Source organism: Pseudomonas parakoreensis (genome assembly GCF_021602155.1).
GTDB lineage: Bacteria > Pseudomonadota > Gammaproteobacteria > Pseudomonadales > Pseudomonadaceae > Aquipseudomonas > Aquipseudomonas parakoreensis.
Genome location: NZ_BQHY01000019.1, coordinates 20,704 through 35,252, shown reverse-complemented (window position 1 = coordinate 35,252; position 14,549 = coordinate 20,704). Strand labels below are relative to the sequence as shown.

General features: G+C 61.5%; 11 protein-coding genes and 1 tRNA gene. 8 read left to right on the top strand and 4 right to left on the bottom strand.

The window, feature by feature from the left end; translation table 11 throughout:
* Positions 1 to 92 precede the first annotated feature (92 nt).
* On the bottom strand, positions 93 to 1,310 hold the full coding sequence (locus tag L6D63_RS23880) for an MFS transporter (RefSeq protein ID WP_041072489.1): 1,218 nt from the start codon (positions 1,308 to 1,310) through the stop codon (positions 93 to 95).
* Positions 1,311 to 1,766: 456 nt separating this feature from the next.
* Here L6D63_RS23880 and L6D63_RS23875 point away from each other — a divergent pair, with 456 nt between their 5' ends.
* Positions 1,767 to 3,824, top strand: coding sequence for a methyl-accepting chemotaxis protein (locus tag L6D63_RS23875; RefSeq protein ID WP_131671047.1), 2,058 nt, complete (start codon positions 1,767 to 1,769; stop codon positions 3,822 to 3,824).
* On the opposite strand, the gene L6D63_RS23870 is transcribed toward L6D63_RS23875, so the two are convergent.
* A complete protein-coding gene (locus L6D63_RS23870) occupies positions 3,817 to 4,719 on the bottom strand; it encodes a LysR substrate-binding domain-containing protein (RefSeq protein WP_047296518.1) in 903 nt (300 codons plus the stop codon). The two genes, L6D63_RS23875 and L6D63_RS23870, sit on opposite strands and share 8 nt — an antisense overlap.
* A gap of 227 nt (positions 4,720 to 4,946) precedes the next feature.
* Between L6D63_RS23870 and L6D63_RS23865 the strand changes: the two genes are divergently transcribed.
* The 6 genes from L6D63_RS23865 to L6D63_RS23840 all read left to right on the top strand — a co-directional run bounded on the left by L6D63_RS23865 (position 4,947) and on the right by L6D63_RS23840 (position 10,560).
* Positions 4,947 to 6,065 carry an ABC transporter ATP-binding protein gene (locus tag L6D63_RS23865; protein ID WP_131671046.1) on the top strand — a complete coding sequence of 373 codons (1,119 nt, stop codon included), beginning with the start codon at positions 4,947 to 4,949 and terminating at the stop codon, positions 6,063 to 6,065.
* A 15-nt stretch (positions 6,066 to 6,080) separates the two neighbouring features.
* A complete protein-coding gene (locus tag L6D63_RS23860; protein WP_131671045.1) occupies positions 6,081 to 7,001 on the top strand; it encodes an ABC transporter permease in 921 nt (306 codons plus the stop codon).
* Positions 7,001 to 7,807, top strand: a complete 807-nt coding sequence (locus tag L6D63_RS23855; RefSeq protein WP_047296524.1) for an ABC transporter permease — start codon at positions 7,001 to 7,003, stop codon at positions 7,805 to 7,807. Before L6D63_RS23860 ends, L6D63_RS23855 begins: the two co-directional genes overlap by 1 nt.
* A 27-nt stretch (positions 7,808 to 7,834) precedes the next feature.
* Positions 7,835 to 8,881, top strand: a complete 1,047-nt coding sequence (locus tag L6D63_RS23850; RefSeq protein ID WP_047296526.1) for an ABC transporter substrate-binding protein — start codon at positions 7,835 to 7,837, stop codon at positions 8,879 to 8,881.
* A 61-nt stretch (positions 8,882 to 8,942) separates the two neighbouring features.
* The gene (locus tag L6D63_RS23845; RefSeq protein ID WP_095669286.1) at positions 8,943 to 10,397 is read left to right on the top strand and encodes an amidase; all 1,455 of its coding nucleotides are present in this window, start codon (positions 8,943 to 8,945) and stop codon (positions 10,395 to 10,397) included.
* An 86-nt stretch (positions 10,398 to 10,483) separates the two neighbouring features.
* Positions 10,484 to 10,560 (top strand) — tRNA-Met (locus L6D63_RS23840).
* A gap of 96 nt (positions 10,561 to 10,656) precedes the next feature.
* Here L6D63_RS23840 and L6D63_RS23835 read toward each other — a convergent pair.
* On the bottom strand, positions 10,657 to 11,757 hold the full coding sequence (locus tag L6D63_RS23835) for a DUF2817 domain-containing protein (protein ID WP_047296528.1): 1,101 nt from the start codon (positions 11,755 to 11,757) through the stop codon (positions 10,657 to 10,659).
* A gap of 264 nt (positions 11,758 to 12,021) precedes the next feature.
* On the opposite strand from L6D63_RS23835, the gene ggt reads away from it, so the two are divergent.
* On the top strand, positions 12,022 to 13,854 hold the full coding sequence (gene ggt / locus L6D63_RS23830) for a gamma-glutamyltransferase (RefSeq protein WP_131671044.1): 1,833 nt from the start codon (positions 12,022 to 12,024) through the stop codon (positions 13,852 to 13,854).
* 90 nt (positions 13,855 to 13,944) lie between these two features.
* Here ggt and L6D63_RS23825 read toward each other — a convergent pair whose 3' ends face one another.
* Positions 13,945 to 14,544: a flavin reductase family protein gene (locus tag L6D63_RS23825; protein WP_131671043.1), complete on the bottom strand. Its 600-nt coding sequence runs from the start codon at positions 14,542 to 14,544 to the stop codon at positions 13,945 to 13,947.
* Positions 14,545 to 14,549 lie beyond the last annotated feature (5 nt).

Below are 14,549 nucleotides of genomic sequence, written 5' to 3'. Positions count from 1 at the left end.
TTACGTCCAAGAAAAAGCCGCGTTTGATACGCGGCTTTTTTGTGCCTGAAATTTACTGCTGAACATATTTCCCCTGTGGGAGCGATGTGGAGTCAGGCCTTTTTAGTGCGTGGCAAGAAGATCGCCAGCACGCCAAACAACGGCAAAAACGAGCACAGGAAATACACGTACTCGATGCCGTGCACATCCGCCAGATGCCCGAGCAACGCCGCACCGATCCCGCCAAAACCGAACATCAAGCCGAAGAACACGCCGGCAATCATCCCGACATTACCCGGCACCAGCTCTTGCGCGTACACCACAATCGCCGAGAACGCCGAGGCGAGGATGAAGCCGATCACCACACTGAGGACAGAGGTCCAGAACAGATCGACGTGCGGCATCAGCAAGGTGAACGGTGCCACGCCGAGAATCGAAAACCAGATCACCGCCTTACGCCCGATCTTGTCGCCAATCGGCCCGCCGAAGAACGTCCCCGCCGCCACCGCACCGAGAAACAGGAACAGGTGCAACTGCGAACTGGCCACCGACAGGTCGAACTTCTCGATCAGGTAGAAGGTGAAATAGCTGGTAAGGCTGGCCATGTAGAAATACTTGGAAAACACCAGCAAGCCGAGCACCACCAGCGCACTGATCACCCTGCCCTTCGACAGCCCGTGAGTCGCCGCCTGGCCAGCCTTGAGCTTGAACAGGTTCAAGTGATGGGCGTACCAGCGACTGATGCGGTACAGCACGAACAGCGCAAACACCGCGAACAGACCGAACCACGCCACGTTGCCCTGACCGAACGGAATAATGATCGCCGCTGCCAGTAACGGGCCGAACGCGGAACCGGCGTTACCGCCGACCTGGAAGGTCGATTGCGCCAGACCAAAGCGCCCGCCCGAGGCCAGCCGGGCAATTCGCGAGGCTTCGGGGTGAAAGGTCGAAGAACCGATACCGATCAATGCCGCCGCCAGCAGAATCAACGGGAAACTGCCGACCACCGACATCATCACGATGCCGATCAGCGTGCAGATCGAGCCCGCCGGCAACAGCCACGGTTTTGGATGGCGATCCGTGTGATAACCGACCCAAGGCTGTAACAACGATGCTGTCAGTTGAAAGGTCAGGGTAATCAAACCGACTTGGGTGAAGCTCAAGCCATAGTTGGCTTTGAGCATCGGATAGATCGACGGTAGCACTGACTGAATCAGGTCGTTGATCAAATGCGCCAGCGCCACCGCGCCGATGATACGCATCACCAACGGGCTGCTTTGGGAAGGAGAGGACGCCGAGGCAGCGGCGGTCTGAGCGTTGCTGATAGCCATGGAAGTTTCCGTACAGCAGATGGGTGCACGCGGGCAGGTGCGTCAATGTGCCATTTTTCGGTGCATCAGCGCCATCCCCTTAGCCAGCTAACTAATCAACCGAATAACAGACCAATCTCTGTAGGAGCTGCCGAAGGCTCGGGCCGCGATCGGACGATCTTTTGATCTTGATCTTAAAAACAAAGATCAAAAGATCGTCCGATCGCGGCCCGAGCCTTCGGCAGCTCCTACATGGGATAGGTGATAGCTCAACGCCATGGTCTGAATCTTGCCTTGCTTCTCCCCTCGAACGCGGCGGCCTTACAAAGGTCGTCGAGAATGGGAAGTTTCGCTACAGAGCCGGCCTACCGAGCGGGCGAGAGTGAACTTTCGAGGCCTTTTAGCAGGGCACAACATCGAGGTCGCACGACCGCGATGCACGCCATTGGTGCGTGGTGTCCAGAGGAGTCATGGGGCATGCAGGCTTTCCTTTCACCGGGGATCAAATTGCTGGGGCGGTTTGGCTTCGCGCGTAAATTCCAGCTGTTGTTTCTGCTGTTCATTCTACCGTTGGCCGGCAGCCTGTTGATGATTGGTCAGGACTATCGCAACAAACTCAATCTGATTGCCGGTGAGCGTGCCGGCGTGCGCCAGTTGCTCAGCCTCGATGCCCTGGACAACTTGCTCGCCGCCCAGCGTGACCGCGCCGCCCGTTGGCGCGCCACCGAAACCAATCGCCAGCCGACCCCGGCCACCCTCGCCGCCATGGCGGCATTCGATGCAGTGCAACCGGCCCTCCAGCAAGCCACCAGCGATCTGGGCAATGCTCTGAACAAGGAAGGCGCCGAAGGTGAAACTTTCGCCCGCTATCAAGCCCTGCAAACTGCGCTCGGCGGTCTGGATTCGAAAAGCCTGAGCAGCGTCGGCTGGTGGCCGGACGGTTACGACCGCTTCACCAACGCCCTCAGCGCCCTGCAAGCGTTGCGCGAGCAAATCGTCATGGACAACCGCCTGACGCTGGCGCCATGGCTGGAAACCTATCTGCTGACGCAGATCTCCACGCAGCACGCACCGGATCTGATCGAGCGCGTAGGCCGCCTCGCTGCCGTCGGCCAGGCTTCGGTGGTCTCGGGACAATTCACTTTGCAGAGTCGCTTGCAACTGCGCGATCTGCGTGGCCGCATCGGCGATGCCCGCGAACAGCTTGTCAAAACCGCAGGTCTGCTCGAAGCGCGTCTGCCGAGCGATTTGCACGCCTGGGCCGGTCAGTATCACGACAGCCTCAAGCGCCTTGATGCCGGGCTGAAGGTGCTGGATGACGGCGTGTTTGGCGGCAGCATTACACTCAAACCGGAAGACTTCGAACGCAACCTTGATGCTCTGCTGGGCGATCTCGCCTCATTGCGCCAGCAATCACTGCTGTCGCTGGATCAGCGCCTGGACGCTTACCACGGCTCGGCGATTCGCCAATTCATCGTGGTCGCCGCGGTGTTCGGTTGCCTGTTGCTGGCGGCGTTGTACCTGTTCGTCTGCCTGCAAGCTTCGATCCGCCGCAGCGCCAGCGGCATTACCCTGCTTGCCGAAGCCCTGCGTGACGGCAACCTGAGCCTGCAAGTGCCGGTGGTGGGCCGCGACGAGCTGGCGGCGATCAGCACCGCGCTCAACGTCGCCGTAGTGCAACTGCGCGCGAGCATGCTCGGGGTCGATCACGAAACCTCACAACTGAGCCACGCGGTGCGCAGCCTCAACGATCATTCCAGCGGCGCGCTGAGCGAAGTCGAAGCGCAGCAGTTGCAGATCAGCCAGATCGCCGCCGCTGCGACGCAACTGGCCGCCACTTCGCAAGGTGTGGCGCAGAGTTGCGAACAGGCCTCCGGCAGCGCCCAACAGACCCGGCGCATCGCTGCCGACAGCAGCCGCGACAGCCAGCGCACCACGGCGAGCATTCAGCAACTCAACCAACGCCTGAACGACACCGCAGCGGCACTCGGTCGCGTCAGCGAGCAGGGGCAGCAGATTCAACTGGTGGTCGACACCATCCGTGGCGTCGCCGAGCAGACCAACCTGCTCGCGCTCAACGCCGCCATTGAGGCCGCGCGCGCCGGCGAACAGGGACGCGGCTTTGCCGTGGTCGCCGATGAAGTGCGCAGCCTGTCGCAACGTACCCAGTCATCGACCGCGCAAATCGCCGGCACGGTCGACAGCCTGCGCGCCACGGTCAACGAGGCGGTGAGCCTGATGGAAGCCGCCTGCGGCCAGGCGCAGTCGGATGCCGAAGCCGTGACCGGACTTGGTGAACGTCTCGGCGAAATCGCCAGCGCGGTGCAGAGTGTCACTGACACCCTGGCGCAGATCGCCACCGCCGTGGAGGAACAGGCAAGCACCGCCGATGAAGTCAGCGGCAATATCCAGCAGGTCGATCAAGCCGCGGTGCGTCTGCTTGAGGGCGCCCGCGCGGTGAATCTCGCGGCGGATACCCTGAGTCAGGGCAGCAAGGCTCTGAGCGACAACACCGCACGCTTCCGGCTCAGCTGATCACGGCTTCGGGGAAGTCCGCTTCCAGCTCGGTCTTCAGCCACTGGATAAACCACGCCACATCCGCCGAGAACTCGGCGGACGGCGTGAGGACCCGATAGCTTTCCAGCTTCACCTGCGCGTCCACCGCGCGCACCAGTTTGCCGGACTTGAGCTCCTCGCGAACCAGCACTTCATTGGCCAAGGCAATGCCCTGCCCGCTCTCGGCCACCGACAGCGCGTGATCGTTGTTGACGTAAAGCATGTCGGAATTGAGGTGAATATCCAGCTCGTTGGCGGCGAACCACAGGTTCCACCACTCGCCGTCATCGACGTGGATCAGTTCATGGCGAACCAGATCTGCCGGGCCGATCACAGGCTCGATGCTGGCGAGGTATTGCGGGGTGCAGATCGGAAACACGCGCGGGCAGATCAATGCTGCACGGGAGTCGGCGTACTGCCCGTCGAGGCCATAGACGATGCCCAGATCGGCACTTTTGCCGTCGACTTCGGTGAAGGTCGAGTTTGGCTCGATCGCCAGTTTCAATCCCGGTCGCAGATGCCGCAGGGTTTCGATCCTTGGCATCAACCAGCGCTTGGCAAACCCCGGCACCACCATGATCCGCAACCAGCGCTCGGCATCTTTCGGCCGCGCCTCCTTGCCGGCTTCGATGATCAACTGCAACGCGGCGCTGATCTTGCGGTGGTACTTCTCACCCGCTGGCGTCAAATTGACCCCGCGCGAGGTGCGTTCGAACAGCTGAATGCCCAGCCAGTCCTCCAGCAACTTCACATGCCGACCAATCGCTGGCTGGGTCACGTGCAGGGCTTTCGAGGCTTCGACGTAGCTGCCCAAGCGTGCGGCGGCATCAAACGCACGCACCGCGTTGAGCGGTGGCAAACGGTGGTCGGGCATGATTCCTGGCACCTTTGGCTGTTAAATTAACTAACAGCTGCCATGTTTAAATTGAAGTGTCGCCTCACGCAAGCACTGGCTGATAATCGAGCCACAGCAGAACAATAAAACAGCTGGTTTCACCCCGTACGCAATCTCGATCCTGCCCAGAAAAATAATATCCATGGCCCGACGACTTCGCTGATTCGCAGCGCAATCGCAGGCGATGGGGGAATCGGAGGTAACGCATGAATGCCCTGCATTCGCTGCAAACGCTGGCGGTGTCGATCCGCTCGGTGCGCAAGGTTTACGGTGATCCGGACACCGGTCCGGTGGCGTTGAAAAACATCGATCTGGACATCCGCGACAACGAATTCTTCACCCTGCTCGGCCCTTCCGGCTGCGGCAAGACCACCCTGCTGCGGATGATCGCCGGCTTCGAGTTTCCCACCGAAGGCGAGATTCTGCTGTACGGCGAAAACATCGCTGATCGCCCGCCCTTCCAGCGCCCGGTCAACACGGTGTTCCAGCATTACGCACTGTTCCCGCACATGACCATCGCCGAGAACCTGGCCTTCGGCCTCGAATCGCAGCCGATGGGCAAGGTGCTGAACAAAGCGCAAATCACCGAGCGCGTGCGGGAGATGCTCGCGCTGGTGCAGATGGAACGCTTCGCCAATCGCAAGCCGGCGCAGTTGTCCGGTGGCCAGCAACAGCGCGTCGCACTCGCCCGCGCCCTGGCACCCCACCCGAAAGTATTGCTGCTCGACGAACCCCTTTCCGCGCTCGATCTGAAGCTGCGCCAGGCCATGCGCGAAGAGCTGAAAACCATTCAGGCCAAGACCGGCATCACCTTCATCTTCGTCACCCACGACCAGGAAGAAGCGCTGACCATGTCAGACCGCATCGCCGTGTTGTCCGAGGGCGAAGTGCAGCAGGTCGGCCGTCCGGAAGATATCTACGAACGCCCGCGCAATCGCTTCGTCGCCGACTTCATCGGCGAAACCAATTTCATCCAGGGCACGGTGACGAAGATCGAGGACGGCATGGCCTGGTTCGCCGGGTCGGCCGGGCACCCGCTGCCGGCGCAAGCGTGCAGCGACGTGGCGATCGGCGCCAGCGTGACCTTGTCGGTACGCCCCGAGCGCCTGCATCTGGTGCCTGCCGCAACCGAGGCCGCGCTGCCGTGCCGGATCGAAGCGCAGATCTACCTCGGCACCGATCTGCAATATCAGGTCAGCCTCGGCGACGGCTCGCGCCTCACCGTGCGCACTCCCAACTGCGTCGACCAGAGCCTGCGCTTTGCCGTCGGTTCTCAGGCCGGTCTGCTGTTCGACCGGGGAAGCGCCAGCGTCCTGCACGATTGAGTCCGAGGAGTTGCCATGCACGCCTTACCGATTACCAATACGCTGGAACGCCGCAAGGCCTTCCAGAGCTTCCTCGGAGTCAGCCCGGCGCTGGTCGCCATCGGCCTGTTTCTGCTGGTGCCGATCCTGATCGTCATCGGCTATTCGCTGATGGAAGCCAACCCCTACGGCGGGGTCAACAAAGTCTTCAGCACCGATGCCTACACCTCGTTGCTGTTCGAACGGCAAATGGACGACAGCCTGGCCTTCGCCGATTCCTACCTGATCATCGCCCTGCGTTCGGTCGGCATTGCCGGGCTGACCACGCTCATCACGCTGTTGATCGGCTTCCCGGTCGCGGTCTGGCTGGCAATGCAACCGGCGCATCGGCGTGGCCTGCTGATCTTCCTGATCACCGTGCCGTTCTGGGCCAACCTGCTGATCCGCACCTACGCGTGGATTCTGCTGCTGCGCAACACCGGGGTGATCAACAACAGTCTGCTGGGCATGGGCGTCATCCATGAACCGTTGCAGCTGTTGTACACCGACGGCGCGGTGCTGCTGGGGCTGGTTTATACCTACGCGCCGTTCGTGGTGCTGCCGATCTACGCCACGCTGGAAAAGATGGATATCCGCTTGCTCGAAGCCGCTCAGGATCTGTACGCCGGCCGCGTGCGCACCTTGCGCAAAGTGGTGTTGCCGATCGCCAAACCGGGAATTCTCGCCGGCGCCATCCTCACGTTCGTGCCGTGCCTGGGTGCGATGATCGCCCCGGAACTGCTCGGTGGCGGCACGCGGATGATGCTCGGCAACCTGATTTTCCGGCAGTTCAGCGATGCACGTAACTGGCCTTTCGGCGCCGCGCTGTCGCTGGTGCTGATGGCCGCCGTGATGCTGGTCTTGACCGTGTATGCCCTGCGCGCCGAGCGCCAGCGCATCGCTAAAGGAGGTGCGTGATGCTCGCGCCATTCAAACGCAAAGGGCTGGGCGTGCAGGACTTCCCCGGTTTCGGCGGCTTCAGTTTCCTGTTCTATCTGTACCTGTACGCGCCGATCGTGGTGCTGGTGGTGTTCTCGTTCAACGCCAACCAGTCGGCAACGGTGTGGACCGGCTTCAGCCTCGACTGGTATCGCGCCGCGTTCGCCAATCAGGCCTTGCGTCAGGCCGCCGGCAACAGCCTGTTGATCGCGGTCTGCGCGAGCATGATCGCCACGGCAATTGCCACCCTCGCCGCCCTCGGCACCTCACGCGGCGCCAAGTTCAAAGGGCTGCAACTGTCGATGGGCGCGATCATGTTGCCGCTGGTGCTGCCGGAAATTGTCGTCGGTGTGGCGACCCTGGCGCTGTTCTCGACCATTGGCCTGTCGCTGGGTTACGGCAACCTGATCATCGCGCATACGGTGTTCTGCATTCCGTTCGCCTACCTGCCGATCCGTGCGCGTCTCAACGACATGGACCTGTCGCTGGAGCAAGCCTCGGCCGACCTGTATGCCGGCCCGTGGCGGACCTTCCGCAAGGTGACCTTGCCGCTGCTGATGCCGGGAATTTTCTCCGGGCTGATGTTGGCCTTCATCGTCTCGCTGGATAACTTCGTGATCTCGATGATGGTCGCCCAGGCCGGTACGACAACGCTGCCGATCTTCATCTTCGGCCTGTTGCGCATGGGCGTGACACCCGACGTCAACGCCGTGTCGACCCTGATCCTCGGCGTCTCGGTGCTGTTTGTGAGCCTCTCTTACCTGCTGGGCAAAAAGAACGCCTGAACCTTCCAAGAACTGTGGGGAAATAGCATGAGCAAGTGGATAAAAAGCGTCAGCACTGCGTTGTTCCTGACTGTGCCGCTGGCGATGGCCGGCAGCGTTCAGGCTGCGGAAAAACTCAACGTGGTGAGCTGGAGCGGCTACTTCTCGCCGGAGATTCTCGCCAAGTTCCAGAAGCAGACCGGCATCGAAGTCACCGTCGATTCCTACGACTCCAACGAGACCCTGCTGGCCAAACTGAAACAGGGCGGCGCCGGTTACGACGTGGCGATTCCTTCGCACCAGTTCATCCCGATCCTGATCAAGGAAAACCTGTTGGAGCGCTTCGACCCGGTCAAGGAGCCGTACTACGCCAGCGTTGTGGATAACCTGAAAAAACCGAGTTGGGACCCGGAGGGCGCGTACTCGGTGCCATTCATCTGGGGCACCACCAGCGTGGTCCTCGACACCGCGCGCTATAAAGGCCCGACTGACAGCTACAAGGTTTTGTACGAGCCGCCAGCCGAGTTGCAGGGACGGATCAACATGTTCGACTCGACCAGCGAAATGGTCGACATGGCCAGCCTCTATCTGAATGTGCCGCTGTGCAGTGAAGACCCGAAACAGATGCAACAGGTGCTGACGCTGCTCAAGGCGCAGAAGCCGTTCGTAAAGACTTACAGCTCCAAGGCCGGCTCGATCCGCGAAAACCTCGCCTCGGGTGAAATCGACATGTCGATGTTCTGGGGCGGCTCATCGATGCGCGCCCGCGAGATGAAACCGAGCCTGAAATACCTATACCCGAAAGAAGGCGTACTGGCCTGGGTCGACAACATGGTCATCCCCACCGGCAGCAAGAACCCGGCGAATGCCAAGGCGTTCATCGCCTTCCTCAGCCAGCCGGAAAACGCGGCGATGACCCAGAACTTCCTCAAACACCAGAGCCCGATCAAAGGCGTCGAACCGTTCCTCGATGCGACGCTCAAGGATGCGCCGGAATTGCACATTCCCGAGGGCACCCACGTAGTGTTCAGCAAGACCTGCGGCGAAGGCGCGATCCGCCTCGCTGACCGTCTCTGGACCAACCTGATGCGTTGACTCCTGCCGCCTCGGCATGACGCCGGGGCGTTTCTTCAGCCGTCTGAAAGGCGCCGTTGTCATGAATTCCAATAACATCAGCGAACTGGTCCTTTTACAGGCCCACGCCCTCGCCGACCGCATCCGCCTGCGCCAAGTGTCCTGCCGCGAAGTGATGCAGACTTATCTTGCCCACATCGAACGCTTCAACCCGCAGGTCAACGCGCTGATCAGCCTGCAGGCACCGGATGTTCTGCTGGCCCAGGCCGATGCGCGCGACGCCGAACTGGCGCGCGGTGAATACCGTGGCTGGATGCACGGCCTGCCCCACGCGATCAAGGATCTGTCGCTGACCCAAGGCATCCGCACCACGCTCGGCTCACCGTTGTTCAAGGACTTTATCCCCGAGCGCGACGGCATCATGGTCGAGCGGATCAAGGCTGCCGGCGCGATCATCATCGGCAAGACCAACACCCCGGAATTCGGCCTCGGTTCGCAGAGCTACAACACGCTGTTCGGCGCTACCGGCTGCGCCTTTGACCCGAGCAAAACCGCCGGAGGCAGCAGCGGCGGCGCAGCAGCGGCGCTGGCGATGCATCTGGTGCCAGTTGCCGATGGCAGCGACATGATGGGTTCGCTGCGCAACCCGGCGGCGTTCAACAATATCTTTGGATTCCGCCCGTCTCAGGGCCGCGTGCCGTTTGATGACAGTGCCGATCTGTTTTTCGATCAACTTGGCTATGAAGGACCGATGGCCCGCAGCGTGCGCGATGCGGCGTTGCTGCTGTCGGTGCAGGCTGGGGGCGATGCGCGGGCGCCGCTGTCGATCAGCGAATCGGGAGCGGCATTCGCCGCGCCGCTGGCGCGTGACTTCAAAGGCACGCGATTGGGTTGGCTGGGAGACTTCAACGGTTATCTGCCGATGGAAAACGGCGTTCTGTCGCTGTGCGAGAGGACCTTTGCCGACTTTGAAAGCCTTGGCTGCCACGTTGAATCCGTTCAGCCGGGGTTCGCGCCTGAGCGACTGTGGAGCAGTTGGCGCACTTTGCGGCACTGGATGGTCGCGGGTTCGTTGGGCGCGGCCTACGCCGATCCGCAGAAACGCGCGCAGTTGAAACCGGAAGCCTGTTGGGAAGTGGAAAACGGTCTGAAGCTTTCGGCGAGCGAAGTGTTCGCCGCGTCGGTGGTGCGCAGCGATTGGTATCGGGCGATTTCCCGGTTGTTCGAACGCTTCGATTACCTGCTGCTGCCCAGTGCACAGCTCTTCCCGTTCGATAAAACCCAGCCTTGGCCGACGTCTATCGAGGGCGTGAGCATGGACACGTATCACCGCTGGATGGAGGTAGTCATCCCCGGCACGCTGTCGGGTTGCCCGGTGGCGAGCGTTCAGGCCGGCTTCAATGCGCAGGGGTTGCCGATGGGGCTGCAGATCATCGGCCGGCACCAGGCCGACTTCGCGGTTCTGCAACTGGCGCACGCCTATGAACAGGCCAGCCGCTGGTTCGAACGTTGTCCTTCGCCGCTGCTTGGCCTGTGATTTTGATAAACGGTTGAAAGCGTAGAAAAAATTTTTAAATTTACGCTTGACGCTTTTCCGTTTCAGGGGAATAATGCGCGCCACTTGGCTACATAGCTCAGTTGGTTAGAGCATAGCATTCATAATGCTGGGGTCCGGGGTTCAAGTCCCTGTGTAGCCACCAAGTACTAAAAACGGCTTACCGAAAGGTAGGCCGTTTTTTTATGCCTCAAGAAAAGTCCGATTTTGTGATGAGGGGATTTCTCCCCTCATCTGGTTTTCAGCTTGCCAGTGCTGTCAGTCCTTTCGCCCAGATCTGCCGAGTGCGCAACCCGACCATCGCACGCCAGTCCGGATCGGCCGGATAAAACTGCTCCAGCAGATTCAACTTGATCGCCCGCCCCGTCGCATCCAGCGGATCACCATGCAGGTGCAGCCATTGGTCATCGCGCAAATAACGATGCACCTCCGGCCCCGGATACGTTCCGCACTCAATCACGAACGGCATCAGTTGCACACCCGGTAATGCGTTGAGCAACGCCTGCGAGGTGTAGCCGGTCGCCGTCGCTGCGACACCGGTTTCGCTCAACGTTTGCGCGCCGGTGTGCAAGGTGTAAAGCCACGGGCCGTAGATCGATTGCGCTTGCACCAGCGCCGGGTAAGGCGCTTGGGTGATGGTCAGCAACATCGGATGGCCGTACTCGCCAGCACCGGTGTGCAGGTCGAAGCACATCACGGTTTCCGCACCGGTCAAATGCGCGTCGATAATCTGATGCAAGGTGCGATTCGACCAGCTCGGTGCGCGGCCGCCATAGAACAGGCCATCGGGATGACTGTGCTGACCGCCCTCGACAATCGACATCACCGCCGGCCAGCCGTGTTCGGCAATCTCTGCGTCGAGCAAGGCATCGGCCTGCGCGCGCTGCGGTCCGTGCAAATCGGTGCAGGCGTATATCTCGTGCAGCGTGGCGTAGGCGCGGTTATCCGGCAACGGGGCGGTGAAATCCAGATGATTGCGGTTGAGGTCGATGTTGTCTTCGTTGACCCGGCGCAGCCACGCGGTGCCCCATGGGTTGATCAAGTGGATCATCACAACCGCGACATCCTTGGGCAGCGAGCCGGGAACGAAAGCTTGCAACCAGTCGATCTGGCAATCCGAACCGTAATAGCCCTCAACTCCGTGAGTGCCGCTGAGTGCCACCAAACGACGTTTGGCCTGCGGATCACCGAGCACAGCGACGTCGGTGCTCAAGGGTTCGCCGAAGGGGCCGCAACGCGGATGGGCGTACGAGGTGAGCGTGGCTCCGGCAGTTTGGGCGGCGGTCAGAAACTGTTCGCGCTGATCACGGTAACTGGACTCGGTGGGAAACTCGCTGTGCATGTCGGCCTCTTGTTGGTTTTGTAGGTGTGGGAGCGAGCTTGCTCGCGAAGGCGATTGCGCATTCAACATTTTGATTGCCTGACACGCCACATTCGCGAGCAAGCTCGCTCCCACAAGGGCTTTGTTTCAGTTCGATCAATTTGGCATTGACCCTAGCGAACATCCGCCCCGAAAAGAAAGGCAAAAATGCCCGGCGGTTTGCGTCGCGACCGGCCGGTCGATAAAGTCCGTCAGACCTTTTACCCCACGGACGGAGAGCCCCACGTGTTCCCAGCCCTGCCCCTGAGCCGCTTTCGCCTGCCTGCCCTGACGCTGATCATCAGCGCCCTGACCCTCACCGCGTGCAACGCCCCGCCTTCCTCGACCTTGCCGCTGGCACCGGAAGCCGCTTCCGGTTACCGCACCGACCTGCAGACTCGCCACGCCAGTCAACACATGGCCGCAGCCGCCAACCCGCTGGCCGCCGAGGCCGGGCGCGAGATGCTGCGCAAGGGCGGTTCGGCCATCGACGCGGCGATTGCCATGCAAGCCGTGCTGACCCTGGTCGAGCCGCAATCCTCCGGGATCGGTGGCGGCGCGATGATCGTGTTGTGGGACGGCAAACAGGTGCGCACCTACGACGGTCGCGAAACCGCCCCGGCGGGTGCCACAGAGAAGCTGTTCCTGCAGGCCGACGGCAAACCGATGCCGTTCCCGCAGGCGCAGATTGGCGGGCGCTCGGTGGGCACGCCGGGCGTGTTGCGTGCACTGGAAATGGCGCACAAGCAACACGGCCGGCTGCCGTGGGCCACGCTGTTCGAACCGGCGATCAAACTCGCCGAGCAAGGCTTCGTGATTTCGCCGCGCCTGCATTCGCTCTTGGCGTCCGACCCGGTGATCGGTAAATCGCCGGACATGGCCGCCTACTTCCTCAACCGCGACGGCAGCGTCAAAGCTGTCGGCACGCGCCTGCAGAATCCGGCACTGGCCGCCGTGTTCAAGCGCATCGCCCACGAAGGTCCGGACGCGCTGTACAAAGGCTCGATCGCCGAAGAGATCGTCGCCAAGGTGCAGGGCCACGCTAACCCCGGCAGCTTGTCGCTGAATGATTTGCAAGGCTACAAGGCCAAAGAGCGCGCTCCGCTGTGCACCGACTATAAACGCTGGCAGGTCTGCGGCATGCCGCCGCCGTCGTCGGGCGGGATCGCCGTGGCGCAGATTCTCGGTACCCTGCAAGCGCTGGAAAGCCGCGATCCACGCCTGTCGCTGACGCCGCTCAAACCCGTGAAAACCAACAAACCGGCCGGTATCGAACCCAATCCACAAGCCGTGCACCTGATCGCCGAAGCCGAACGCCTGGCCTATGCCGACCGCGCGCAATACGTGGCCGACACCGACTTCGTCCCGGTACCGGTCAAGGGTCTGGTAGATCCGGGTTATCTGGCCAGCCGCGCCAGCCTGATCGGCGAACGGAGCATGGGCAGCGCCAAACCCGGCACGCCGCCGGGCGTACAGGTGGCCTACGCGCCGGATCGCTCACCGCTGCGTATCTCCACCTCGCAAGTGGTGGCGGTGGATGACCTCGGTGGCGCGGTATCGATGACCACCACCATCGAAGCGGCGTTCGGCTCGCACCTGATGGTGCAGGGCTTTTTGCTGAACAACCAGATGACCGACTTCTCGTTCATCCCCGAAGAGAACGGGCAGAAAGTCGCCAACCGCGTCGAACCCGGCAAACGCCCGCGCTCGTCGATGGCGCCAACATTGATCTTTGATCGCGACAGCGGCGAGTTCCTCGCCAGCGTCGGCTCGCCGGGCGGCTCGCAGATCATCGAATACGTGGCCAAGACCACTGTCGGCCTGCTCGACTGGAACCTCGACCCGCAAAGCGCGATCAGCCTGCCCAACTTCGGCAGCCGCAATGGCCCGACCGAACTGGAACAAGGCCAGTTCAGCCCTGCGTTGATTCAGGCGTTGAAAGACAAGGGCCACACAGTCAATGAAATCGACATGACCAGCGGCACCCAGGCCATCGTGCGGGTCAAGGATGCGCAGGGTAAAGCGTCGTTGGCGGGTGGTGCGGATCCGCGGCGTGAAGGGGAAGCGTTGGGAGATTGAGGCTACGCACGGAAAACAAAAGGCTTACTGCGAGGTAAGCCTTTTTTATGCCTGATAAATTGTGCTCATCTGCCGCAAAAGGCTCGCGAATCAAACCGGCAGGGTTTTACCGTCCACCGCATCGCCAATCGTCAGGAAATGCCCGCCGGCCACGTGGTGCAGCGTGCGCAAGCCGTCGTGCCCGTCGAAGTGCCAGCGGCCGTCGCTGAACACCCGTTCATCGGCCTGAGCGGCGATGACTTCGGCGAGGAACAGGTCGTACTGCTCGTGATTGCGCGGTTCCGGCAGCAAGCGGCATTCAAGCCAGGCCACGCAGCCTTCAAGCAACGGCGCCTCGACAGTTTCACCGGTGAAGGTTTGCAAGCCGTAAGCCTGAAACTTGTCCTGCCCCTGACTCTGCTGGATCTCCAGCCCCGAGGTATTGCCGACGGTTTGCACGATGTCAGCCTGATTGACACACGGCACGTTGAGCACAAAAGTGCCGGACGCTTCGAGCAACTGCCGGGTCCAGGTGGACTTGTCGAGGACGACGGCCACTTTCGGCGGTTCGAAATCCAGTGGCATTGCCCAAGCGGCGGCCATGATGTTGCGCTGGCCTTCATAAGCGGCGCTGACCAGCACGGTAGGCCCGTGATTGAGCAGACGGTAGGCTTTGTTCAGGGGAACCGGGCGGCGGTGGGAGGCGCTCATGGGGA